Source organism: Massilia mucilaginosa, from assembly GCF_011682145.1.
GTDB lineage: Bacteria > Pseudomonadota > Gammaproteobacteria > Burkholderiales > Burkholderiaceae_D > Telluria_A > Telluria_A mucilaginosa.
Genome location: NZ_WHJH01000019.1, coordinates 1 through 22,209 on the forward strand (window position 1 = coordinate 1; position 22,209 = coordinate 22,209).

Annotated in this window: 16 protein-coding genes; 8 read left to right on the plus strand and 8 right to left on the minus strand. The window is 63.0% G+C overall.

The genetic code is table 11. The features are described from left to right. A partial coding sequence (locus tag F2P45_RS35700) for a hypothetical protein (protein WP_223164767.1) occupies nucleotides 1-275 on the plus strand: 275 nt, incomplete at its 5' end. On the opposite strand, the gene F2P45_RS16695 is transcribed toward F2P45_RS35700, so the two are convergent. Beyond that, nucleotides 242-1,837, minus strand: a complete 1,596-nt coding sequence (locus tag F2P45_RS16695) for a M20/M25/M40 family metallo-hydrolase (RefSeq protein WP_166877306.1) — start codon at nucleotides 1,835-1,837, stop codon at nucleotides 242-244. The genes F2P45_RS35700 and F2P45_RS16695 overlap by 34 nt on opposite strands. Before the next feature lie 269 nt (nucleotides 1,838-2,106). After that, nucleotides 2,107-3,318 carry a M20/M25/M40 family metallo-hydrolase gene (locus F2P45_RS16700; protein WP_166877309.1) on the minus strand — a complete coding sequence of 404 codons (1,212 nt, stop codon included), beginning with the start codon at nucleotides 3,316-3,318 and terminating at the stop codon, nucleotides 2,107-2,109. 166 nt (nucleotides 3,319-3,484) lie between these two features. On the opposite strand from F2P45_RS16700, the gene F2P45_RS16705 reads away from it, so the two are divergent. Next, nucleotides 3,485-5,515 carry an esterase-like activity of phytase family protein gene (locus tag F2P45_RS16705; protein WP_166877312.1) on the plus strand — a complete coding sequence of 677 codons (2,031 nt, stop codon included), beginning with the start codon at nucleotides 3,485-3,487 and terminating at the stop codon, nucleotides 5,513-5,515. Between the two features lie 220 nt (nucleotides 5,516-5,735). Here F2P45_RS16705 and F2P45_RS16710 read toward each other — a convergent pair whose 3' ends face one another. Then, nucleotides 5,736-6,296: an acyloxyacyl hydrolase gene (locus tag F2P45_RS16710; protein ID WP_166877315.1), complete on the minus strand. Its 561-nt coding sequence runs from the start codon at nucleotides 6,294-6,296 to the stop codon at nucleotides 5,736-5,738. Nucleotides 6,297-6,408: 112 nt separating this feature from the next. On the opposite strand from F2P45_RS16710, the gene F2P45_RS16715 reads away from it, so the two are divergent. Continuing rightward, nucleotides 6,409-7,359 (plus strand): NAD(P)-dependent oxidoreductase, encoded by a 951-nt coding sequence (locus F2P45_RS16715; protein ID WP_166877318.1) that lies wholly within the window; start codon nucleotides 6,409-6,411, stop codon nucleotides 7,357-7,359. Between the two features lie 102 nt (nucleotides 7,360-7,461). Here the strand turns inward: F2P45_RS16715 and F2P45_RS16720 are convergent, their stop codons facing one another. Continuing rightward, complete coding sequence (locus F2P45_RS16720; protein ID WP_166877321.1) at nucleotides 7,462-8,655, minus strand: M20 aminoacylase family protein; 1,194 nt, start codon at nucleotides 8,653-8,655, stop codon at nucleotides 7,462-7,464. A gap of 152 nt (nucleotides 8,656-8,807) precedes the next feature. Here F2P45_RS16720 and F2P45_RS16725 point away from each other — a divergent pair, with 152 nt between their 5' ends. From F2P45_RS16725 to F2P45_RS16740, 4 genes are all read left to right on the plus strand, one after another. Beyond that, complete coding sequence (locus F2P45_RS16725) at nucleotides 8,808-10,886, plus strand: molybdopterin-containing oxidoreductase family protein (RefSeq protein ID WP_166877324.1); 2,079 nt, start codon at nucleotides 8,808-8,810, stop codon at nucleotides 10,884-10,886. Nucleotides 10,887-10,907: 21 nt separating this feature from the next. After that, nucleotides 10,908-11,966, plus strand: coding sequence for an aminopeptidase (locus F2P45_RS16730; RefSeq protein WP_166877327.1), 1,059 nt, complete (start codon nucleotides 10,908-10,910; stop codon nucleotides 11,964-11,966). A gap of 240 nt (nucleotides 11,967-12,206) precedes the next feature. Continuing rightward, nucleotides 12,207-13,889 (plus strand): long-chain-fatty-acid--CoA ligase, encoded by a 1,683-nt coding sequence (locus F2P45_RS16735; RefSeq protein WP_166877330.1) that lies wholly within the window; start codon nucleotides 12,207-12,209, stop codon nucleotides 13,887-13,889. A gap of 104 nt (nucleotides 13,890-13,993) precedes the next feature. Next, nucleotides 13,994-15,682 carry a long-chain-fatty-acid--CoA ligase gene (locus F2P45_RS16740; RefSeq protein WP_166877333.1) on the plus strand — a complete coding sequence of 563 codons (1,689 nt, stop codon included), beginning with the start codon at nucleotides 13,994-13,996 and terminating at the stop codon, nucleotides 15,680-15,682. Nucleotides 15,683-15,706: 24 nt separating this feature from the next. On the opposite strand, the gene F2P45_RS16745 is transcribed toward F2P45_RS16740, so the two are convergent. Both F2P45_RS16745 and F2P45_RS16750 read right to left on the minus strand, forming a co-directional pair. Then, the gene (locus tag F2P45_RS16745) at nucleotides 15,707-17,272 is read right to left on the minus strand and encodes an alkaline phosphatase D family protein (protein WP_166877336.1); all 1,566 of its coding nucleotides are present in this window, start codon (nucleotides 17,270-17,272) and stop codon (nucleotides 15,707-15,709) included. Between the two features lie 8 nt (nucleotides 17,273-17,280). Further along, the gene (locus F2P45_RS16750; protein ID WP_166877339.1) at nucleotides 17,281-17,736 is read right to left on the minus strand and encodes an acyl-CoA thioesterase; all 456 of its coding nucleotides are present in this window, start codon (nucleotides 17,734-17,736) and stop codon (nucleotides 17,281-17,283) included. Nucleotides 17,737-17,798: 62 nt separating this feature from the next. Here F2P45_RS16750 and F2P45_RS16755 point away from each other — a divergent pair, with 62 nt between their 5' ends. Continuing rightward, nucleotides 17,799-19,646 (plus strand): ABCB family ABC transporter ATP-binding protein/permease, encoded by a 1,848-nt coding sequence (locus F2P45_RS16755; RefSeq protein ID WP_166877343.1) that lies wholly within the window; start codon nucleotides 17,799-17,801, stop codon nucleotides 19,644-19,646. A gap of 34 nt (nucleotides 19,647-19,680) precedes the next feature. On the opposite strand, the gene F2P45_RS16760 is transcribed toward F2P45_RS16755, so the two are convergent. Next, nucleotides 19,681-20,721 carry a type II asparaginase gene (locus F2P45_RS16760; RefSeq protein WP_370663266.1) on the minus strand — a complete coding sequence of 347 codons (1,041 nt, stop codon included), beginning with the start codon at nucleotides 20,719-20,721 and terminating at the stop codon, nucleotides 19,681-19,683. 65 nt (nucleotides 20,722-20,786) lie between these two features. Further along, nucleotides 20,787-22,088 carry a metal-dependent hydrolase family protein gene (locus F2P45_RS16765; RefSeq protein ID WP_166877348.1) on the minus strand — a complete coding sequence of 434 codons (1,302 nt, stop codon included), beginning with the start codon at nucleotides 22,086-22,088 and terminating at the stop codon, nucleotides 20,787-20,789. Between the last annotated feature and the right edge of the window lie 121 nt (nucleotides 22,089-22,209).

Here is a 22,209-nt window from a genome sequence, read left to right on the forward strand (position 1 = left end):
TTCCCATCCCGAACAGGACCGTGAAACGATTTTACGCCGATGATAGTGCTGCAACCAGTGTGAAAGTAGGTCATCGTCAGGCTAGTTATAAGAAGAAAACCCCGGTAAGCCTAAGCGCGCTCAAGATCGCGCTTAGTGCAAACCGGGGTTTTTTTTCGTCCGCGTTTTTGTCGGCTGCGCCACTAAAAGCGTTCATTGTTGCCGCGCGAATCGGTAAATGCATTCGCGCGGCCACAGCCGGTTACTGCGGCTTGTACGTCACTTTCAAGGTGTAGCTCGACGCCGTATAGCCATTCAACAGCACATACACATCGCCATTGGCCGTCATGTTGACAGTACAGTTTTCGGTGCTGGTCGAGCCATCCGATTTGCAGGTGTAGCTGGTGGTGGTCGGCACCGAGGTTTTACGGACATACAGATCGGTATCGCCTGTGCCCGTAGTCGATGACACCACCGTTCCAATAGCCGCCTTGAACGGACCGAAGGTTTTCTTCTGGCCCGAGGTCAGGCTGCCGGTAAAGGTTTCGGTCTTGTCGGTACCGCCCGGTGGCGCTGCGCCGTCGCTGCCCAGTTCAATCGCGAACGATGCCGCCAGGCGCGCGAATTTGAGCGAGTGATTGGCCTGGCCGCCGGCATTGGCGAAGGTGTCGTTAACCGTGTGGATATACCGGTTCGACTGCGACATCGTCGTTTCGAACGGCATCGACGCGTAATAGCCCTGCGCCGTCCACGAAGCGTGATCCGAGCAGCCATACCCGCACTTGTCGTAACCGATGGTCAGGGTCGGCTGGTAGGTCGTGATCAGATTGGCGACGAAGGTGTTCTGCGCGCTGTCGGTGTAATCGGTATAGATATAGATATCGTTGGCCGAGCCTTTGTAATTGGTCATGTCGAGCTGCATGACGCCGACCACGTTCACATTATTGGCCTTGAAGTTCTGGGCAATCGCCTGCGAACCGCGCAGGCCCACTTCTTCGGCCGCATAACCGATCATTTTGATGGTGCGGCGCGGCTTGTAGCCGTTGGCAATCATCGAGCGCAGCACTTCGGTCATGCTGGCAATGCCGGAGGCATCGTCATCGGCGCCCGGCGCGCGCGAGGTTTCCCCGGTGCCGGAACCAACCGTCGAATCGAGGTGGCCGCCGAGCACAATCACCTCGGACGGATTATCGGTACCGGTAATGGTCAGGATGACCGATTTCTGGTTATAGCCGCTGTGCGTAAATTGCGTTACCGCGATATCGGCACGGCCGGTGGCCATGCCGGCCCATTTTTGCTTGAGCCAGTTGGACGCGTCGGAGCCGCCGGTGGTCGTATAAAAGCGGTTCGTGAACGAGGACAGTTCGGTAATCGTCGTGCCGATATTGCTGGCCTGCATTTGCGACAGCACCGGCGTTACCAGGGCCTGGTTGTCGATCGTATAGCTCGGCCGGGCCAGTGCCGCCAGGCTGGCTGCGCTCGGGGGCGAGGCCAGCTTGGCCAGGGCGCGCTTGCCCTCGGCTTCTGTCTCGTGATACATGTACCCGCCGCAACGCTTGAGCTCGTGGTGGATCGATTCGTTCAGCTTCAGCATTTCTTCTTCGTTCACTTGCACCAGGTGAACTCTCTCGGCAGCGACGAGCCCGGCCTGGTCATTGGTCCTCACAACCTGACTCTGGCGCGCGATCGCTTGCGGTGCAACTTTCTGCAAATGCGTGTAGGCGGTGTCACCCACCGTGATCCAGCCTTTGCCGGGGGCGGCGGCGCTGGCACTGGTGGTCGCCAGCAGCCCGGAAATCAGGACTGCAAGCAGGGCAGGCATCGCGCGACGCTGGAATTGGTGCACTTGGTTCTCCATCGGATTTTCCTTTTTTATAGATGGGCGTTGTAGCCCACTTGTCGAGCGATGGCGTGACCGGTGGGTCAGACGGCGCTCATCCAAAAAACAGTGCAGCCGAAATGGCTGCACCGGTCGGATGCCTTTGCTGCTTAATGGTTGTACATACTTTGCAAAAAATATTATCACGCGGAAGCACTGCACAAACTGGATTGTGGGAATTTGTTCACAGTAAATCTATATACAAATCAATGACTTACGGCAAGTATATATCCTGTGAGCATGAGCAGTTAAGGCGTGGAACTGCCGAGCTCAATGGCGAAGGCGGCGGCCAGGCGCGCGAACTTGAGCGCGTGCACGGCTTGTCCGCCTGAGCTGGCGTAGGTGTCGTTTTTGCTGTGGATATGGGGATTGGCTTGCGCCAGCGACGATTCGAAAGGCATCGAGGCCGGGTAACCTTCGGCGTGCCAGGAGGCATGGTCCGAGCAGGCGTAACCGCAGGAATCGCTGCCGACGGACAGGCCGGGTAGATACGTCGCGATCAGCTTACGCAGGAATTCATTCTGGTCGGCACTGCTGTAATCGCTCAACAGATAGATATCCTTCTCCGCGCCCTTGTAGTTGATCATGTCCAGCTGCAACACCCCGATCACCTGGATGGCGGCTTGCCGGAACGCGCGCGCCAACTCTTGCGAGCCGCGCAGGCCGACTTCCTCCGCCGCGTAAGCGATCAGCTTGATGGTGCGGCGCGGCCGGTATTTGTTCTCGCTGATCACGCGCAGCACCTCGGTCAGGCCGGCCACGCCGGACGCGTCGTCATCGGCGCCGGGAGCCTGCGCCGACCCTGGCTCGTCCATGGCGTTGCTGTTGATCGAATCGAGATGGGCGCCGATCACGACGACTTCGTCGGCCAGGTCGGTGCCGGCGATGGTGGCAATCACCGATCCCTGCGGAAAGCCTGTGTGGGCAAAGGTTTCAACCAGCACGCCGCTGTGGCGCGCGCTCGTGGCGGCCCAGCCCTGGCGCAGCCACTCGGACGCGCGCGCGCCATGCGCACTGGTATAAAAACGGTCGGGAAAGGCCGACAAGCCAGCGATTGTGCGTGCAATCTGTTTGGCGTTCATGCCCGCCAGCAAGGGCGTGACCTTCGCCTGGTTTGCGATCACGTAGCTTGGCCGCACCAGTCCGGCTAACGGCACTGCCGCGCCCTGCGCCAGGCTGCGCTGCGCACTGGCCTGGTCGGCATGCACCATGAAGCCGCCGCAATGCCCCAGCTTTTGATGCAGCAAGCGCGCCACCCGGCCGAGCTCGCTGGACGGCACTTCCACCAGCAGCACCGGCGCCGCGTCGGCGGCCCCTGCGCCCGGAGTCGCATGCAGGCGCGCGGCCGGCATGGACGGGTTCAACAGGCGATAAGCCGCCGCGTCCACGGTCAGCCAGCTGCTTTGCGCCAGCGCGGGTGGACTCGCCGCCAACAGCATTGCCAGGATCAGTATCCGCATCGCAAAGCCTCCTCCTGCTCGATGGAAAAAGCTTACTGCGGTTGCACAGTAAAAGTTCATTACAAACGCGGGATGGTTGATTTTAGTCAAACGCCCATGTCATCCGGCGGTCACCTTCGCTCAGTACACTCTTGCGTTTTTGAACGACATTCCAGATGAGGCCTGCATGAAGTTTCTCCCGCAACTTTCCCTGATCGCCGCTGCGGCGGCCATGGCCCTGGCCGGCTGCGGCGGCAGCAGCGACACCGTGCGCACCACGCCGGCGGCGCAAACCGGTGTCTTCCTCGACGCCGCCGTCGAAGGGCTCGACTATGTCTCTGGCGCCGGCGCGCGCGCCACGACCAATGCCAAGGGCGAGTTCTCCTGTATAGTCGGCGAAACAGTTGCCTTCAGCATTGGCGGGATGGCATTAGGCAGTGCGAGCTGCGGCACGCTGTTGACGCCGCTATCGCTTTCGGGAGTAAGCAACGTGACCGACCCCAAGGTAGTGAACCGCTTGCTGGCCCTGCAATTGCTCGACGAGGATAACGACCCGTCCAACGGCATCAAGCTCGGTGCCGACGCAAAAGCTGCGCTGGCCGGCAAGAACCTCGATTTCAATGCGGCCGCGCCCGCCTTTAACACCGCGCTGGCCGGCAAGCTCGCCGGCAGCGCCTACGGCCAACGCGGCATCGACGACGACCGTCGCATGCTGGCGCGCGAACATTTCGAAGATACCCTCGCGGCGACAGTCGGCACGCCCGCGGTCGAGCAGTTCACCCAGTCCACGCCGCTGGGCAAGGTGGCCACCAGCGTGACGCGCTACCAGGTCCGGGCGGCAGCCAGTTTCCACGTCCCGTACGAAGGCGCCAACGCGGCTGTGAAGGCGGAGTTTCCGCAGGGCTTCCTGCCGTCCTACGGTTCCGGGCTCGCATTCAAGGGCAAGAACGCCAACGGCGACCTCGAATTCTACGGCCTGACCGACCGCGGCCCCAACGGCGACGGTCCGAATCTTCCCGTGCTCGACGGCAAGGGCACGATGGGCAGCAAAATCTTCCCTTCGCCCAGCTTCACGCCATCGATCGGCGTGTTCACCATCGGCAAGAACGGCGCCATTCTGAGTTCCAGCTTGCCGATCAAGGCAGCGCCCGGCGTGAACGCGTCCGGTTTGCCGGTCCCGGCCGGATCGCTCGGCAACTCGGCCGAAATCCCGGTGTTTGATGCGATGAAGTACGATCCGGCCGGCAAGGCGGTGTTCAACGCCGGCGGCATCGACAGCGAAGCCATTGCCGTCGACCAGCGCCGCAACGCCCTCTGGGTCAGCGACGAGTACGGTCCCTTTTTGGCGCGCATCGACGCCACCACCGGCGTCATCCAGGCCAAATATGCACCCGGCAGCGGCCTGCCCGCCATTCTGGCCAAGCGCCGCGCCAACCGCGGCATGGAAGGCATGACGCTCGATACCGCCAGCGACAAGGTCCACGCCTTCCTGCAAAGTCCGCTCAGCGACGGCAGCGCCGCCTACGCCGTGACCGGCAAGAACGAACAGGTCGAACGCTTTGCCCGCTTCACGCGCTGGATCGAATTCGACCCTGCCACTGGCGCCACCACCCGCATGTTCGCCTACCCGCTCGACGGCAAGGATTACGCGGACGGGCGCACCGGCAACGCCAAGCTGGGCGACATGGTCGCGCTGGGCAACGGCAAATTCATCGTCATCGAGCAGGGCGCCGGCGCCAACGGCAAGGTGTTCAACAAGTTAATGCTGGTCCAGATCGGCGAGGCCAGCAACATCCTCGCATCAGGTTTCAATCCAGACACGTCCGACCTGGAAAAGAGCAGCATGAGCGGCAGCGCAGTCAACGGCACCAGCTGGGCGGGCGTGGTGCCGCTGAAAAAGACCTTGCTGCTGGACCTGAACGCGATCGGCTGGCTGGCCGAAAAAGCCGAAGGGCTGGCCCTGGTCGACGGCATGACCCTGGCGCTGACCAACGACAACGACTTCGGCATGCTTACCCGCCTCACCGGCCCGGATGGCAAGACTGTGGCCGACGCCGACGTCACCAAATGCAACGTGAACGCCGCCGGCAGCATCATTGCGGCCAGCGCCGCCGGCTGCGTCGACGCCAACCAGATCCGCGTCGGCCGTGGCACCGACAAGGAGCGCCCGAGCCGCTTGTGGCTGATCAAGTTCGACAAAGCCCTCTCATCCTACTGATCCCCCACATCAAAACAGCGCTCGGTGTCCGCTCGGTGTCTGCCCGCTCGGTGTCAGGTCTGACATTCGGACACGCTCTCGGCTGTAAAAAATGGCGTTGGCGCCCTTAAAGCAGAGGTCGTGTCCGAATGTCAGACCTGACACCGGGGTGGGGGGACAAAGCAAAACGGCGCCCGATTCGCATCGGGCGCCGTTCAGCAAGACCGGACCGCAGTTTCTATCAGAAAGCGCGCGATACCTTCAGCACCAGGAAGTCCACGCCGCTGTTGGGCTTCTTGTAGCCGCCGTTCGAGAAGTGTTGGATCTTCATGCCGACATCCCATTGATTGGCGAATACATAGCCAACGCCCAGGTGGTCGCCAAACTGGAACGCGGTCGACAGCCGGTTCGAATCGTTGTCATAGCGCTTCGACAGCAAGTTGACGCCAATGCCCGCCTCGCCATACCAGCCGGTCATATCGTCCGCCTGGAAACGGAACACCGGCGTGAACCCGATATTCGTGATGTTCTGATGTTGCCCGTCAACGTTTTGATAGGCATTGCCGCGCCATTGGGCGATCGAGGCATCCCAATAACCGCTGAGGTGGGTGCCGTTCGATTGGAACCAGCGCTGGTTCCAGTCTTTTTGCACGCCGAAACGAACCATCTGGACCTTGGCGCCGCCGCCGAATTCCAGCGAGGCGTTATCGATAACTTTGTCGGATGCAAACGCACAGGGGGCTGCGGCCATCACCGCAAGCGCTGCCAGCGAGGCACTCAGCTTCATGTTTAACAGGGACATATTTAGGGCTTTCTTAGATAGGCACGCTAATTCATAATGATTAACGTGTGCACTATTGTACCGGCGAAGCGGAAAGCTCGCCTTGGATTACGTGTGCGCGCATTTTAATAAAATGACATTCTCAAACCAGCATCCACTTCTGTCCCAGGAGGCCGACCTGACCACCACCACCATCGCCTTTCTCGGCATCGGCCTGATGGGCCATCCCATGGCGATCCGCCTTGCCGAGGCCGGCTGGACCGTACGCGCCTGGAACCGTTCTCCCGATAAAGCCGAGGCCCTGCGCCCCGCCGGCGTCCAGCCCTGCAAGGGGATCGACGAGGCGGTGCGCGCGGCCGGCATCGTCATTTCCATGCTCGCGTCCGGTGCGGTGGTGGGGGAGGTGATCGATGCCGCCCTGCCCAGCCTGCATCCCGGCGCCCTGTGGATCGACATGAGTTCCACCCAGCATGGCGAAGCGCTGGCCTTCCATGCGCGCCTGGCTGCCCATCAGGTCCGCTTCCTCGATGCGCCCGTCTCGGGTGGCGTTGCAGGTGCGCAAGCCGGCAGCCTAGCGATCATGGCCGGCGGCGCGCTCGACGATTTTGCCATGGCCGAGCCGGTCCTGCGCGCGATGGGACGGCCGACCCTGGTCGGTCCCGCCGGCAGCGGCCAGGTGGCCAAATTGTGCAATCAGTTGATCGTTGGCGGCACCCTGAACATCGTGGCCGAGGCGCTGCTGCTGGCCCAGGCCGCCGGCGCCGATCCGGCCGCCGTGCGCAGCGCGATTCGCGGCGGCTTTGCCGACAGCCGCATCCTGGAGCTGCATGGTCAGCGCATGCTGGACCGCAATTTCATTCCCGGCGGACAGGTCACCAGCCAGCTCAAGGATTTGCAGAATGTGCTGGTGGCCGCTGCCGGTGCCGGTCTGGTGTTGCCGGTCACCTCGGTCGTCACCGCCAATTACCGCAGCATTGCCGATGAGCTCCCGCGCGCGGACCATGCCGCCGCCCTGCTGGCGCTGGAAAAAATGAATCCCGGCCAGCGCCTGGGCACGGCGCCGGACCAGTTGCCGCCGATGTAAGCGCCCACCCCGCTTGGGCAGGTAGGGGTCAGCCGAAGCCGCGCCCGCTACACCGTCGCCCCCGCGCCGGCGGGGGCCCAAGTTGCCCGGCGCAGTCGCCGGCTAGCGAACGGCCAGCTGCATCTCCGCCAGCCGCACCCAGTAACTTGCGCCGATCGGCAACAGATTATCGTTGAAGTCGTAGCTGGCGTTGTGCAACTGGCACGGCCCCAGCCCGTGCCCGCCGGCCCGGTGATCACCCTCGCCATTGCCGATGAACACATAACACCCCGGCTTTTCCTGCAGCATGAAGGCAAAATCCTCCGCCCCCATGGTCGGCTCGGTGTCGGCGTTGACCTTGTCGGCACCCACCACGGCCGTCATCGCCTCGACCGCAAACGCCGTTTCGCGCGCATGATTGACCAGCGGTGGGTAGTTGCGCTTGAACTGGAAGTCGACCGTGGCGTTGAAGCCGGCCGCGCAATGCTGCGCAATCTCGCCCATGCGCTGCTCGATCAGGTCCAGCACCGGCGTGGTAAACGTGCGCACGGTGCCGATCAGCACCGCCTCGTCGGGAATCACATTGGTGGCGCTGCCCGCATGAATTTGCGTGATCGACAGCACCGCCGTATCGAGCGGACTTTTCTCGCGCGACATGATGGTCTGCCATGCCTGGGCGATCTGCACCGCCACCATGATCGGATCGATGCCACGGTGCGGCTGCGCCGCATGGCAACCCTTGCCCTTGACCACCACGCGGAACTCGTTACTGGACGCCATCATCGGCCCCGCCACCACGCCAAAGGTGCCCATTGGCATGCCCGGCCAGTTGTGCATGCCGTACACGGCATCCATCGGAAACTGGTCGAACAGGCCGTCTTGCATCATGCGCCGCGCGCCGCCGCCGCCTTCTTCGGCCGGCTGGAAAATCAGGTACACGGTGCCGTCGAAATTGCGGTGTTTCGACAAGTGATGCGCCGCGCCCAGCAGCATGGCTGTATGGCCGTCGTGGCCGCAAGCGTGCATCTTGCCCGGATGGCGCGAAGCATGCTCGAAACTGTTGATTTCTTGCATGGGCAAGGCATCCATGTCGGCCCGCAGTCCGATGGCGCGCCTGGAGGTGCCGTTCTGGATGATGCCCACCACGCCCGTCAGGCCCAGGCCGCGCACGATGGGAATGCCCCATTCGGTCAGGCGGGCCGCGACGACGTCGGCGGTGCGGACTTCTTCGTAACACAATTCCGGGTGCGCATGCAGGTCGCGCCGGATCTGCTCAAGCGCACTCTGGAAGGCGATAATCGGTTCAACAAGGTTCATATCATTCTCCACTCATGCTGGAATGTTAACCCATTTGTGGCAGTTTTGTAGCCCTTCTGGGGATGAGGCTGCCAGAGCGGACCGGCTTCTCATCAACAGTCCCGGAATCGTATAAAGTAAGGGTTTCAACACCTGTTTCCCTGGATCTTGCAATGACCACCACCCAAGTGAGGGCTACCTGCCCGCACGACTGTCCCGATACCTGCGCCCTGCTCATCACCGTGGAAGACGGCGTTGCCACCGAAGTCAAAGGCGACCCCGACCATCCGACCACGGCCGGCGTGCTGTGCACCAAGGTCTCGCGCTATGCCGAACGCACCTACCATGCCGAGCGCCTGCTGCATCCCATGCGGCGTGTCGGCAACAAGGGCGAGGGCAAGTTCGAGCGCATCAGCTGGGACGAGGCGATCGACACCATTGCCAGCCGCTTGACAGAGATCGCCGCGCGCGCCCCGCAAGCCATCCTGCCCTACAGCTACGCCGGCACCATGGGCCTGGTGCAGGGCGATTCGATGTCGGCGCGCTTTTTCCACCACCTCGGCGCGTCCTTGCTCGACCGCACCATCTGCGCCACGGCCGGCTTTACGGGCTACAAATACACCATCGGCGCCACCATCGGCACCGATGTCGAGCAGTTCCAGGATGCCAAACTGATCATCATCTGGGGCGGCAATCCGATCGCCTCCAACCTGCATTTCTGGATGCGCGCCCAGGAAGCCAAGCGCAAGGGCGCGCGCCTGATCGCAATCGACCCGTATCGTTCCCTGACGGCCGAAAAATGCCACCAGCACATTGCCCTGCTGCCCGGCACGGATACCGCGCTGGCGCTGGGCCTCATGCACGTGCTGATCCGCGACAATCTGGTCGACGGCGATTACATCGCCAACTACACCCTCGGCTACGAGCAATTGAAAGAACGCGCCGCCGAATGGCCGCCGCAGCGGGTTGCCGAGACCTGCGGCATTAGCGCTGAAGAAGTCGAAAACCTGGCCCGCGAGTACGGCGACACCGCCCGGCGCGGCGAACCGGTGGCGATCCGCACCAATTACGGCGTGCAACGTGTGCGCGGCGGCGGCATGGCCGTGCGCAACATCACCTGCCTGCCGGCGCTGGTGGGCGCGTGGCGCCATGCGGCCGGCGGCGTGCAGCTGTCGTCCTCGGGTTCCTTCCCGACCAACAAGCAAAAGTTGCAGCGTCCGGACTTGCTCAAGCAGCCGGTACGCACCATCAACATGACCACCATCGGCGACGACTTGCTGCGCGACACATCCACCGAGTTCGGCCCGAAGATCGAGGCCGTGATCGTCTACAACGCCAACCCGCTGGCGATCGCCCCCGATTCCGGCAAGGTCATGCGCGGCTTCGCGCGCGACGACCTGTTCACCGTCGTGCTCGAACATTTCCAAACCGACAGCGCCGACTACGCCGACATCTTGCTGCCCGCCACCACGCAGCTGGAACACGTGGACGCCCACAGCACCTACGGCCACCTGTACATGATGGCCAACAACGCCGCCATCGCGCCGCTCGGCGAAGCCAAGCCCAACACCGAAATCTTCCGCCTGCTGGCCGCGCGCATGGGCTTTACCGATCCCTGCTTCCAGGAAACCGACGACCAGATCGCCGCGCAATCGTTCGACGCCAGCCATCCGCGCGCGATTCATTTCGATTGGGAATCGCTCAAGCGCAAGGGTTGGCAAAAACTGGCGATGCCGGCCGCGCCCTTCGCCGAGGGCGGTTTCCCCACGCCATCGGGCAAGTGCGAATTCTATTCGGCCAGCATGCTCGCCGACGGCCTCGACCCGCTGCCGGCGCATATTCCGCCCTACGAATCGGTGGCCAGCAATCCGGCGCTGGCGGCAAAATATCCGCTGGCCATGATTTCCCCGCCGGCGCGCAATTTCCTCAACTCGACCTTTGTGAACGTGACCAGCCTGCGCTCGACCGAAGGCGAACCGCATCTCGACATCCATCCCGACGACAGCGCCGCGCGTGGCATCGAGCATGGCCAGATGGTGCGCATTTTCAACGACCGCGGCGCGTTTGTGGCCAAGGCACGGGTCACGCCGAAAGCGCGCGCCGGGCTGGTGGTGGGTCTGTCGGTATGGTGGAAGAAACTATCGAGCGACGGCAAGAATGCCAATGAAGTGACCAGCCAGCGCCTGACCGACATGGGCCGCGCGCCGACCTTTTACGATACCCTGGTCCAGGTGGAAAAAGTAGCGGCCTAGAAATCCCAGAGGGGAGGCAGGATGAAACTCAGCAGACGGGCCCGCAACGGCCTGATGGCGGCCACGGCAGCATTGCTGCTGGCCAGTTGTTCCAGCCTGAACTATTACCGCCAGGCAGCCCAGGGCCAGCTGACCCTGCTGTCCGACGCGCGTCCCATCGACGACTGGCTGAGCGACAACGCCACCGACGCCAAGCTGCGCGTGCGCCTGGCCACGGCGCGCCAGATCCGCACCTTCGCCGTCAAGGAACTGGGCCTGCCCGACAACAACAGCTACAAGAATTACGCGGCCCTGACCCGGCCGTTCGTGCTGTGGAATGTGGTGGCGGCGCCGGAACTGTCGCTCAAACCCATCCAGTGGTGCTTCCCGGTGGCCGGCTGCGTCACCTACCGCGGCTATTACAGCAAGGAAGATGCCGTCGAGTACGCGCGCGTGCTGCGCGAAGAAGGCAACGATGTCTCGGTCGGCGGCGTGCCGGCGTACTCGACCCTGGGCTGGTTCAACGACCCGCTCATTTCCACCTTTATCCACTATCCCGACGCCGAACTGGCACGCCTGATTTTCCACGAACTGTCGCACCAGGTGGTCTACGTGGCGGGCGACTCGCAATTTAACGAATCCTTCGCCAGCGCGGTGGAAGAGGCCGGCGTGGAACGCTGGCTCAGCGGTTACGGTAACGACACCATGCGCGAAAACTATCTCAACATTTCGGCGCGCAAGAAACAATTCCTCTCCCTGCTGCTGGGCTGCCGCGCTGCGCTGGAAAAAGCCTATACCTCGAAAGCGGGCGTCGCCGAAAAGCGCGCCGCCAAAGCCCGGCTGTTCCAGAAGTTGCAGGACGACTACCAGCTCCTCAAGGCGAGCTGGGGCGGATACGCCGGCTACGACCGTTTCTTCGCCGAGCCGCTCTCGAACGCCCACCTGGCATCGATCGCCACCTACAACGATTTCATTCCGGCCTTCCGCGCCCTGTTGGCGCGCGAGAAAACTTTCCCGCGCTTTTACGCCGCCGCCAAGGCTTTGGCCGAACTCGACCGCGACGAACGCCACCGCCGCCTGAAAGCCCTCGGCGGCCCCTGAACAAACATCGGCAATTTTTCTTCCATACCAATGGGTGTTGCGGCGCCGCACCAAAAGGTGCGTGCATCAAGCCTGTCTGAAATAGCAGCAAAAGCGCTTGCGTCGAAGCGCATCGCCCGATAGCATCACAGACAGCGTAATAAAGCGCACGCTCGGTTTATTTTCTTGAGCGCAAAAATACTGGTCGGCAATGTGCGCCGAACCCACATAACGATAATATTCTGAGACTGAGGCACACATATGGACAAGATTTGGCTGAAATCCTATCCCGCGAACGTCCCTGCGGAGATTGATCCCGACCAGTACGGCTCATTAGTTCAATTATTGGACGAATCGTTCAAGAAATTCGCGACGCGCAACGCTTACGTCTGCATGGACAAATTCCTCACTTACGCCGAGCTCGACCAGTATTCGAAACGCATGGCCGCCTGGCTCCAGAGCCGCGGCCTCTCCAAGGGCGCGCGGGTGGCCGTCATGATGCCCAATGTGCTGCAATATCCGATCGCCATCGCCGCCATCCTGCGCGCCGGCTACACCGTGGTCAACGTCAACCCGCTGTACACGCCGCGCGAGCTGGAGCACCAGCTCACCGATTCCGGCAGCGAAGCGATCATCGTCCTGGAAAACTTTGCCCATACGCTCGAACAAGTCCTCACCAAAACCCCGGTCAAGCACATCGTGGTGGCCAGCATGGGCGAGATGCTGGGCGGCGTCAAAGGCGTGATCGTCAATTTTGTCGTGCGCAACGTCAAGAAAATGGTACCGGCGTTTTCGCTGCCCAACACCGTGCGTTTCAAGGACGTGCTGGCGCAGGGCGAGAAAATGACCTTCACCCCGGTCAAGGCGAGCGCCACCGACGTCGCCTTCCTGCAGTACACGGGCGGCACCACCGGCGTATCGAAAGGGGCGACTTTGACGCACCGCAACGTGATCGCCAACGTCCTGCAAAGCGAAGCCTGGTCGCAGCCGGCGCTGGTCAAGGCGCCCGTGGTCGAGCAGGTGGTGATTGTCTGCGCGCTGCCGCTGTACCACATCTTCGCGCTGACCTGCTGCGCCATGTGGGGCATGCGGGTGGGCGCCCTGAATATCCTGATTCCCAATCCGCGCGATATCGGCGGCTTTATCAAGGAACTGTGCAAATACAAGATCAACATGCTCCCGGCCGTCAATACCCTGTATAACGCGCTGCTGAACCATCCCGATATCGGCAAGATCGATTTCTCCGGCCTCAAGATTTCCAACGGCGGCGGCATGGCGGTCCAGCAGATCGTCAACGACAAATGGAAAAAAGCCACCGGCGGCTGCATCATCGAAGGCTACGGCCTGTCCGAAACCTCGCCCGTGGCCACCTGCAACCGCTCCGACCTGGTTGACTTCACCGGTACCATCGGCATGCCGGTGCCGTCGACCGACGTCGCGATTCTCGACGATGCCGGCAATCCGGTAGCGCTCGGCGAGCCGGGCGAAATCGCGATTCGCGGTCCACAGGTCATGGCCGGCTACTGGAACCGTCCCGACGAAACGGCCAAGGTCATGACCGCCGACGGCTTCTTCAAATCCGGCGACGTCGGCATCATGAACGAGCACGGCATGATAAAAATCGTCGACCGCAAAAAGGATATGATTCTGGTCTCGGGTTTTAATGTGTACCCGAACGAACTCGAAGAAGTCATTTCCAAGCACCTCGGCGTGCTCGAATGCGCGTGTGTCGGCGTGCCGGACGAGCATTCCGGCGAGGCGGTCAAAGTGTTCGTGGTGCGCAAGGACCCGACCCTGACGGTTGAACAATTGATGGCTTACTGCAAGCAGGAATTCACCGGCTATAAAAAGCCGAAGTACATCGAATTCCGCAGCGAGCTCCCGAAAACCAATGTCGGCAAAATCCTGCGCCGCGTGCTGCGCGATGAAAAGCACGTAGCGTAAGCCGGCGACGGCATCGATTCGGATCCCATTCCTTGAATTAGCGGCACGACCGCCTGCGGGCGGTCTTTTGCATTAACAGTTACAGTAGAAAAGACGAGGCATAGATGGACAAGTTTTGGCTTAAGTCGTACCAGGAGGGCGTTCCTGCGGAAATCGATTACACGCAATACCGCTCGCTCACCCACCTGCTGGAAGAAGCTTTCCGCAAGTACGCCGACCGCAAGGCCTACGTTTGCATGGACAAGTCCATCACCTACGCGGAACTCGATCGCATGTCGGCGCAGATGGGCGCCTGGCTGCAAAGCCGCGGCCTCAAACCCGGCGCGCGCGTGGCCATCATGCTGCCCAACGTGCTGCAGTATCCGGTGGCCATGGCCGCCGTGCTGCGCGCCGGCTACGTGATCGTCAACGTCAACCCGCTCTACACCCCGCGCGAACTGCAGCACCAGATGATCGACTCGGGCGCCGAAGCCATCGTCGTGCTGGAAAACTTCGCCCACACCGTGCAGGAAGTGCTGGCCAAGACCCAGATCAAGCACGTCATCATGGCCACCATGGGCGACCTGCTCGGCCCCCTGAAAGGCATGATCGTCAACCTGGTGGTACGCAAGGTCAAGAAGCTGGTGCCGGCGTTTTCACTGCCGAACGCGATCCCGTTCAACAAGGTGATCTCGGAAGGCGAACGCCTGACCCTCGCCCCGGCCACGCTCGGCCACGACGACATCGCCTTCCTGCAGTACACCGGCGGCACCACCGGCGTGTCCAAGGGCGCGGTCCTGCTGCACAAGAACGTGATCGCCAACGTGCTGCAGAACGAAGCCTGGCTGCAGCCGACTCTCGACACCCTGCCCAAGGGCCAGCAGCTTCAATTCATGTGCGCGCTGCCGCTGTACCATATCTATTCGCTCACTGTGTGCGCGCTGATGTCCACGCGCCTGGGCGGCATGAATGTGCTCATTCCGAACCCGCGCGACATGCCGGGCTTCGTCAAGGAGTTGAGCAAGTACCGCATCAACGTCTTCCCGGCCGTGAACACCCTGTACAACGGCCTGCTGAACAACGCCGAATTCGCCAGGCTCGACTTTTCCAGCTTCAAGGTGTGTAACGGCGGCGGCATGTCGGTGCAGCAGTCAGTGGCCGACCGCTGGCTCAAGCTGACCGGCACCCCGATCATCGAAGGCTACGGCATGTCCGAAACGTCGCCGGTGGCCACCGCCAACCGCTGCGACATCAAGGAATTCACCGGTTCGATCGGCTTGCCGTATCCCTCCACCGACATCGCCATCCTCGACGACAACGGCAACCACGTGCCGCTGGGCGAGCGCGGCGAAATCGGCATTCGCGGCCCGCAGGTCATGGCCGGCTACTGGAAGCGCGACGACGAAACCGCCAAGTCGATGACCGCCGACGGCTTCTTCAAGACCGGCGACATCGGCATCATGGACGAGCGCGGCTACACCAGGATCGTCGACCGCAAGAAGGACATGATCCTGGTGTCGGGCTTTAACGTCTATCCGAACGAAATCGAAAGCGTGATCTCGTCGCATCCGGGCGTGCTCGAATGCGCGTGCATCGGTGTGCCGGACCATAATTCGGGCGAAGCGGTCAAGCTGTTCGTGGTGCGCAAGGACCCGAACCTGACGGCGGAAGACCTGCTCGAATTCTGCAAGGAGCAGCTCACGGCCTACAAAAAGCCGAAGTACATCGAGTTCCGCACCGACCTGCCGAAAACCAACGTCGGCAAGATCCTGCGCCGCGAACTGCGCGATCCGGCGCCGGTCGTGACGGCGTAATTATCACGGGAGCGGCCAGGTAACTTAAACCTGGCGCGCTCCCGCTTTGCCGTTGGCGACTTCAAACGTCGCCAGCGTCGCCTTCCCCGACTGCGCATTGCGCACATCGTCCAGGCCGACGAACACCGTCGTGGTCTTCTCGGGCGTCACATCCATCAGCATGAAACCGCGCTTGTCGCTGCGTCCATACCTGGTGTGGCGGTTCATCTCCAGATACTGCAAGGTGCGCGCCTGCGGCCGTGAACTCGATGTCACCGAGGTCCCGCAAAACTCGGTCGCAATCACCGGATTGCCTTTCGAGGCCGGCCGGTTGAAGTTCTTCTGCAAATCCGACGCATAAAACGTGTGCACGTCCCCGGCCAGCACCAGGGCATTGGCCGCGCCGCTTTTGCCCAGCGCATCGAACAGGCGCTGGCGCGCCACCGGATAGCCATCCCACCCGTCATTCCAGAAGCGCCCGTCACCCGGTTTTGCGATCGGCACCTGGCTCGATTGCGCCATCGGCGTCTGCTGCGCGATCAGGTTCCAGCGCGCCTTCGACGTTTGGAAACCCTCGGCCAGCCACGCTTCCTGCTCGCGCCCCAGCATCGAGCGGCCCGGGTCGCGCAGCGCCGCGCAGGCGCGCGTGACCGAACTCGAACCGCCCCGTCCCGCCGGCCCGCACGCATGCGTGGCGCGGTACTGGCGGTCGTCCAGCACATGAAAGCGCGCCAGCCGCCCCCAGTCGTAGCGCTGGTACATGCGCATGCCGGCGTAGTCGCCCGGCCGCGCCAGCACCAGCCGCAGCGGCATGTGCTCATAGAACGCCTGGTACGCCGCCGCGCGCCGCAGCGCAAAGCCGGCATCGAGCCGTTCGTCGCGGTCGCCCGCGTAATCGTTGCCCACCTCGTGGTCGTCCCAGGTCACGATCCAGGGCGCCGCCAGGTGCGCACCCTGCAAATCGGCGTCGCTCTTGTACTGCGCATAGCGCGCGCGGTACTCGGCCAGCGAAAACGACTCCGCCGTGCGCAGCGCGGACGCCGGATGCGTCAACTGGTAAGGTCCCCACTCGTAGATATAGTCGCCCAGGAACGCCACCAGGTCGGGCGCGGCGGCCGCGATATGGCGGTGCGCGGCGTAGCTGCCGAACTCCCAGTGCTGGCACGATGCCACCGCCAGCTTGAGCGCGCCCGGCATGCTGTCGGGCTTTGGTGCGGTGCGCGTGCGCCCGGCCGGGCTGACCGCGTCGCCCAGCATGAAGCGGTACCAGTACCAGCGTGCCGGTTCCAGGCCGCGCACGTCCACATGCACGCTGTGCGCCAGCGCCGGCAGCGCGCTGGCCGTGCCCCTGGCCACGATGCGCGTGAAGGCCTGGTCGTGCGCCACTTCCCAGCGCACCGCAAAGGCGACCGCCGGCGTGGCAGCGGCATTCAAGGGATCGTTGAGGATGCGCGTCCACAGCACCACCGAGTCGGGCAGGGGAGAGCCGGAGGCCACGCCCAGGCTGAATGGATAGCTGGTCGCGGCCGCGCGCGCGTGCGCACCCGGCAGCACAAAGCCGCCGGCGGCAAGCGCCGCATGCTGTAAAAAGAGGCGGCGCGGCGCGTCCAAGGCTCAGCCTAGCGGTCTTGCGGGAAGATCAGCTCATCGAGCGCCGGCACCTTGCGCGGCTTGCGGTCGTCGCCGGTGGCCACATACGTCAGCGTGGCCTCGGTCACCTTGACGGTGTTCGCCTGCAGGCGGTTGCGCTCGGCGTAGACTTCCACATACACGGTGATGGAAGTGTTCCCAACCTTGGTGATATCGGCATAAAAAGACAGCAGATCGCCGACGAACACAGGGTTTTTGAAGACGAACGAATTGACCGCAACGGTGGCCACGCGCCCGTTGGCGCGCCGCGTGGCCGGCAGCGAGCCGGCAATGTCGACCTGCGCCATGATCCAGCCGCCGAACACATCGCCGTAGACGTTGGCGTCGGACGGCGCGGGCATGACGCGCAGCTCGGGCATCTTGCCGGCCGGGAGACCTCGGGGAGCGGGAGTGGGAACAGGTACGGCGTTTTCTGGCGTGGTCATCGTGAATTCTCTTGAAAGGCTACAATCGACCGGAATTGAACCACAAATCCCCGAGCTCCGCCATGCGCCGTCATTCTTCCCCCCCGCCTCCCGTCGATCCCAACGCCCCGCGCCGCAGCGACTGGGGCACCCTGAAGACCCTGATTCCCTACCTGTGGGTCTACAAATGGCGCGTCATGGCTGCCCTGGGCTGCCTGATCGCGGCCAAGCTGGCCAACGTCGGCGTGCCGCTGGTGATGAAACAGCTGATCGACCAGCTGACCATCAACCCATCGAACCCGAAGGCGCTGCTGGTGCTGCCGCTCGGCGCGCTGGTCGCTTACGGCCTGCTGCGCCTGTCGAGCACGGTGTTTACCGAACTGCGCGAATTCCTGTTCGCGCGCGTCACCCAGCGCGCCGTGCGCACCATCGCGCTGCGCGTGTTCCGCCACCTGCACGCGCTGTCGCTGCGCTTTCACCTGAACCGCCAGACCGGCGGCATGACGCGCGATATCGAGCGCGGCACGCGCGGCGTCAGTTCGCTCATCTCGTACACCCTGTTTAACATTTTGCCGACCCTGGTCGAGATCACCCTGGTGCTGGGCTACCTGGTCACCCACTACGACATCTGGTTCAGCGCCATCACCGGCGTGGCGCTGGTGACCTACATCGCGTTCACCGTCATCGTCACCGACTGGCGCACCCACTTCCGGCGCACCATGAACGACCTCGATTCCAAGGCCAACACCAAGGCCATCGACTCGCTGATCAACTACGAAACCGTCAAATACTTCGGCAACGAAGACTACGAAGCGGCGCGCTACGACGAAGGCCTGAAAAACTACGAGAACGCCGGCGTCAAGTCGCAAACCTCGCTCTCGGTCCTTAACACCGGCCAATCGCTGATCATCGCCACCGCCGTCACATTGATCCTGTGGCGTGCGACCGAAGGCGTCATCGCCGGCAGCATGACCCTGGGCGACCTGGTGCTGGTGAACTCCTTCATGATCCAGCTCTACATTCCGCTCAACTTCCTCGGCGTGATCTACCGCGAAATCAAGCAAAGCCTGGCCGACATGGAGCGCCTGTTCTCGCTGCTGGACCAGAACCGCGAAGTGGCCGACGGCAAGGAGGCCAAGACCCTGGCCACCCACGGCGCCCAGGTCGCGTTCTCGAACGTGAACTTCAGCTACGAAGCCAAGCGCCAGATTCTGTTCGATGTCGATTTCACGATTGCGGCCGGCACCACCACCGCCGTGGTGGGCCACAGCGGCTCGGGCAAGTCGACCCTGTCGCGCCTCCTGTTCCGCTTTTATGACGTCAACAGCGGCGCCCTCACCATCGACGGCCAGGACCTGCGCAACGTCACCCAGGAATCGCTGCGCCGGGCGATCGGCATCGTGCCGCAGGATACGGTGCTGTTCAACGACACCATCGAATACAACATCGCCTACGGCAAACCGGGAGCGAGCAAGAACGACATCATTGCCGCCGCGCGCGCCGCCTCGATCCACGACTTCATCGAAACGCTGCCGGACGGTTACGCCACCATGGTGGGGGAGCGGGGACTCAAGCTGTCTGGCGGCGAAAAGCAGCGCGTGGCCATCGCGCGCACCCTGCTCAAGGACCCGGCGATCCTGATTTTCGACGAAGCCACCTCCGCCCTCGACTCCAAGGCCGAACAGGCCATCCAGGCGCAGTTGAAGGAAATCGCGAAGAACCGCACCACCCTGGTCATTGCGCACCGCCTGTCGACCGTGGCCGACGCCGAGCAGATCCTGGTGCTCGATCACGGGCGCATCGTGGAGCGCGGAACGCATCAGGCGCTGTTGGCGGCGAACGGCCTGTATGCCCAGATGTGGGAGCGCCAGCAGGCGAGGCAGGAGGAGGAAGCCGAAGGGGCGGCGGAGTCGCCGCTCGATGTGGATTGACCGGGTGGGCACGCCGTGCCCACCCTTGAAGCGCTTAGTAGGTGTAGAACATGCGCTGGATTTCCCTGGTGCTGCTGGTCTTGGTCAGTGCCAGCATCAGCAGGATGCGCGCCTTTTGCGGGTTGAGCGTATCGGCCGCCACGAAGTCCAGCTGATCGTCATTGGCTTCGCCGTTGCGCGCCAAAATCCCCTGTCCCACGCGGCTGGCGCGCACGATGATCGCGCCCTTGGCACGCGCCGCTTTTAGCGCCGGCACCACTTTGCCGGCCAGGCTGCCGTCACCCACGCCTGCGTGGATGATGCCCTTCGCGCCGGCGGCCATGAAGGCGTCGACCGCCACCGGATTCATGTTCGCGTAACCGTACACGATGTCGACCTGCGGCAGCGACTGCAGCGCGCCGATATCGAATTCGGTTTCGGTGGTGTGCTTGCGCAGCGACTGGCGATAGAAGAATGGTTTACTGCCCTGGATATAGCCGAGCAAACCGAGTTCGCTGGTGCGGAAGCTGTCCAGGGTCGAGGTATTGACCTTGGTGACATCGCGCGCGGACTGGATCTGGTCGTTCATCGCCACCAGCACGCCCTTGCCGACCGCTTCCGGGCTGGCGGCCAGCATCACCGAGTTATACAGGTTGATCGGACCGTCGGCCGACAGCGCGGTCGATGGACGCATCGCGCCGACCAGCACCACCGGTTTGCGGCTCTTGACCACCAGGCTGAGGAAGTACGCGGTTTCTTCCAGCGTGTCGGTGCCGTGCGTGATGACGACGCCGTCGACATTGTTCTGCGCCAGCAGCACGTTGACGCGCTTGGCCAGCGTGAGCCAATGCTCGTTGCTCATGTTCTCGCTGGCGATCTGGAACACCTGCTCGCCGGTGACGTTGGCGACCTTGCCCAGTTCCGGCACCGCCTTGATCAGGTTCTGCACGCCCACCGTGGCGGCGGTGTAGCCGACCGTGGTGGTGCTGCTCGCGCCGGTGCCCGCGATGGTGCCGCCGGTGGCCAGGATGGTCACGTTGGCCAGCTTCGGCTGCGCCGTTTCGGCTTGCACGGCACTAGTTACCGCCACCAGCATGGCGAAGAGGGCGATCATCGATCGCGTGGTTTTTTGATACAGCATGGGTTCTCCTTGAGTGACGATTATGGTTGTTTGTAGACGACGCCATCTTTCATGACGAAGCGCACCTGCTGCATCAGCGCGATGTCGCGCAGCGGGTCGCCCGTGACGGCGATGATGTCGGCCGCGTAGCCCGGCTCCACGGAACCGAGGCGCGTGCCCTGGTCGAGCAGGGCGGCGGCGTTCAGGGTGGCCGAGCGGATCGCTTCGAGCGGCGGCATGCCCGCTTCGACCATGTAGGCGAATTCCCTGGCATTGTCCCCGTGCGGGAACACGCCGGCATCGGTACCGAAGGCGATCTTCACGCCCGCCTTGTAGGCACGCCCGAAGGTGGCCTGGATCTGCGGGCCGATGGCGGCCGCTTTCGGGCGTACCAGCGGCGAATAGTAATCCGCTTCCTTGGCCTTGTCGGCCACGTAGCGGCCGGCCGAAATGGTCGGCACGAACCAGGCGCCGTGCTTCTTGAACAGGGCGATGGTTTCGTCGTCCATCATGGTGCCGTGTTCGATCGAATCGATCCCGGCGCGCAGCGCACGCTTGATGCCTTCGGTGCCGTGCGCGTGGGCCGCCACGCGAAAGCCGTAGTCCTTGGCGGTGCTGATGATGGCGCGCAGTTCGTCTTCGGTGTACTGCGAATTCTGGCCGCTGCGGGCCTGGCTCAACACGCCGCCGGTGGCGGTGACCTTGATCAGGTCCGCGCCTTCCTTGTAGCGCGCGCGCACCGCTTCACGCGCGCCCTCGGCGCTATTGACCACGCCCTCGCTGGGTCCGGGCGTGCCCAGTGCGTGGCTCAGGCGGTGCGAAAAATTGTTGGTCGGGTCGGCGTGCCCGCCGGTGGTCGCAATCGACTTCCCCGAGGTGAACATGCGCGGCCCCGGAATGCTGCCGGCCGCAATGGCGCGCTTGAGCGAGACGTTCAGGCCATCGCTCGCGCCCAGGTCGCGCACGGTGGTAAATCCGGCCTTGAGGGTGCGTTCGGCAAAGATGACGGAGCGGTAGGCATGGTCGGCCGGGTTCAGGCTGATGGCGTCGCGCAGGGCGTCGGCCTGCTTCTGGGTTTCGCCGGTCAGGTGCACATGCATGTCGATCAGGCCGGGCAGGCAGGAGTGGGCCGACAGGTCGATGTGGCCCGCTGTCGGGTTAGCGCCCGCGTTCGCACCCATCGGCCCGACCGACTTGATGCTGCCGTCTTCGACGACGATGCTGACCTTCTCGCGCCAGGCGCCGCTCTTCACATCGAGCAGGCGTCCGCAATCGACGGTCTGGGTGGCGCCTTGCGCACTACCGCAAGCGAGCAAAATACCGATGGCGGACAGCTTGAGCATTGCGGGTCTCCGAGAGGAATGATGGCAAAAGAGCATACACGAATCGCTACCCGGAAGTGCGGCCGGGCCCAAAAGCGAAGGGCGGAAAAGCTGTGCTTTCCCGCCCTGTGAGCGCTGCTGA

What these genes read in the sequence shown, in the direction of transcription:
- F2P45_RS16695 (WP_166877306.1), bottom strand. Translation starts at nt 1,837, where the DNA reads ATGGAGAACCAAGTGCACCAATTCCAGCGTCGCGCGATGCCTGCCCTG.
- F2P45_RS16700 (WP_166877309.1), bottom strand. Translation starts at nt 3,318, where the DNA reads ATGCGGATACTGATCCTGGCAATGCTGTTGGCGGCGAGTCCACCCGCG.
- F2P45_RS16705 (WP_166877312.1), top strand. Translation starts at nt 3,485, where the DNA reads ATGAAGTTTCTCCCGCAACTTTCCCTGATCGCCGCTGCGGCGGCCATG.
- F2P45_RS16710 (WP_166877315.1), bottom strand. Translation starts at nt 6,296, where the DNA reads ATGTCCCTGTTAAACATGAAGCTGAGTGCCTCGCTGGCAGCGCTTGCG.
- F2P45_RS16715 (WP_166877318.1), top strand. Translation starts at nt 6,409, where the DNA reads ATGACATTCTCAAACCAGCATCCACTTCTGTCCCAGGAGGCCGACCTG.
- F2P45_RS16720 (WP_166877321.1), bottom strand. Translation starts at nt 8,655, where the DNA reads ATGAACCTTGTTGAACCGATTATCGCCTTCCAGAGTGCGCTTGAGCAG.
- F2P45_RS16725 (WP_166877324.1), top strand. Translation starts at nt 8,808, where the DNA reads ATGACCACCACCCAAGTGAGGGCTACCTGCCCGCACGACTGTCCCGAT.
- F2P45_RS16730 (WP_166877327.1), top strand. Translation starts at nt 10,908, where the DNA reads ATGAAACTCAGCAGACGGGCCCGCAACGGCCTGATGGCGGCCACGGCA.
- F2P45_RS16735 (WP_166877330.1), top strand. Translation starts at nt 12,207, where the DNA reads ATGGACAAGATTTGGCTGAAATCCTATCCCGCGAACGTCCCTGCGGAG.
- F2P45_RS16740 (WP_166877333.1), top strand. Translation starts at nt 13,994, where the DNA reads ATGGACAAGTTTTGGCTTAAGTCGTACCAGGAGGGCGTTCCTGCGGAA.
- F2P45_RS16750 (WP_166877339.1), bottom strand. Translation starts at nt 17,736, where the DNA reads ATGACCACGCCAGAAAACGCCGTACCTGTTCCCACTCCCGCTCCCCGA.
- F2P45_RS16755 (WP_166877343.1), top strand. Translation starts at nt 17,799, where the DNA reads ATGCGCCGTCATTCTTCCCCCCCGCCTCCCGTCGATCCCAACGCCCCG.
- F2P45_RS16760 (WP_370663266.1), bottom strand. Translation starts at nt 20,721, where the DNA reads ATGCTGGTGGCGGTAACTAGTGCCGTGCAAGCCGAAACGGCGCAGCCG.
- F2P45_RS16765 (WP_166877348.1), bottom strand. Translation starts at nt 22,088, where the DNA reads ATGCTCAAGCTGTCCGCCATCGGTATTTTGCTCGCTTGCGGTAGTGCG.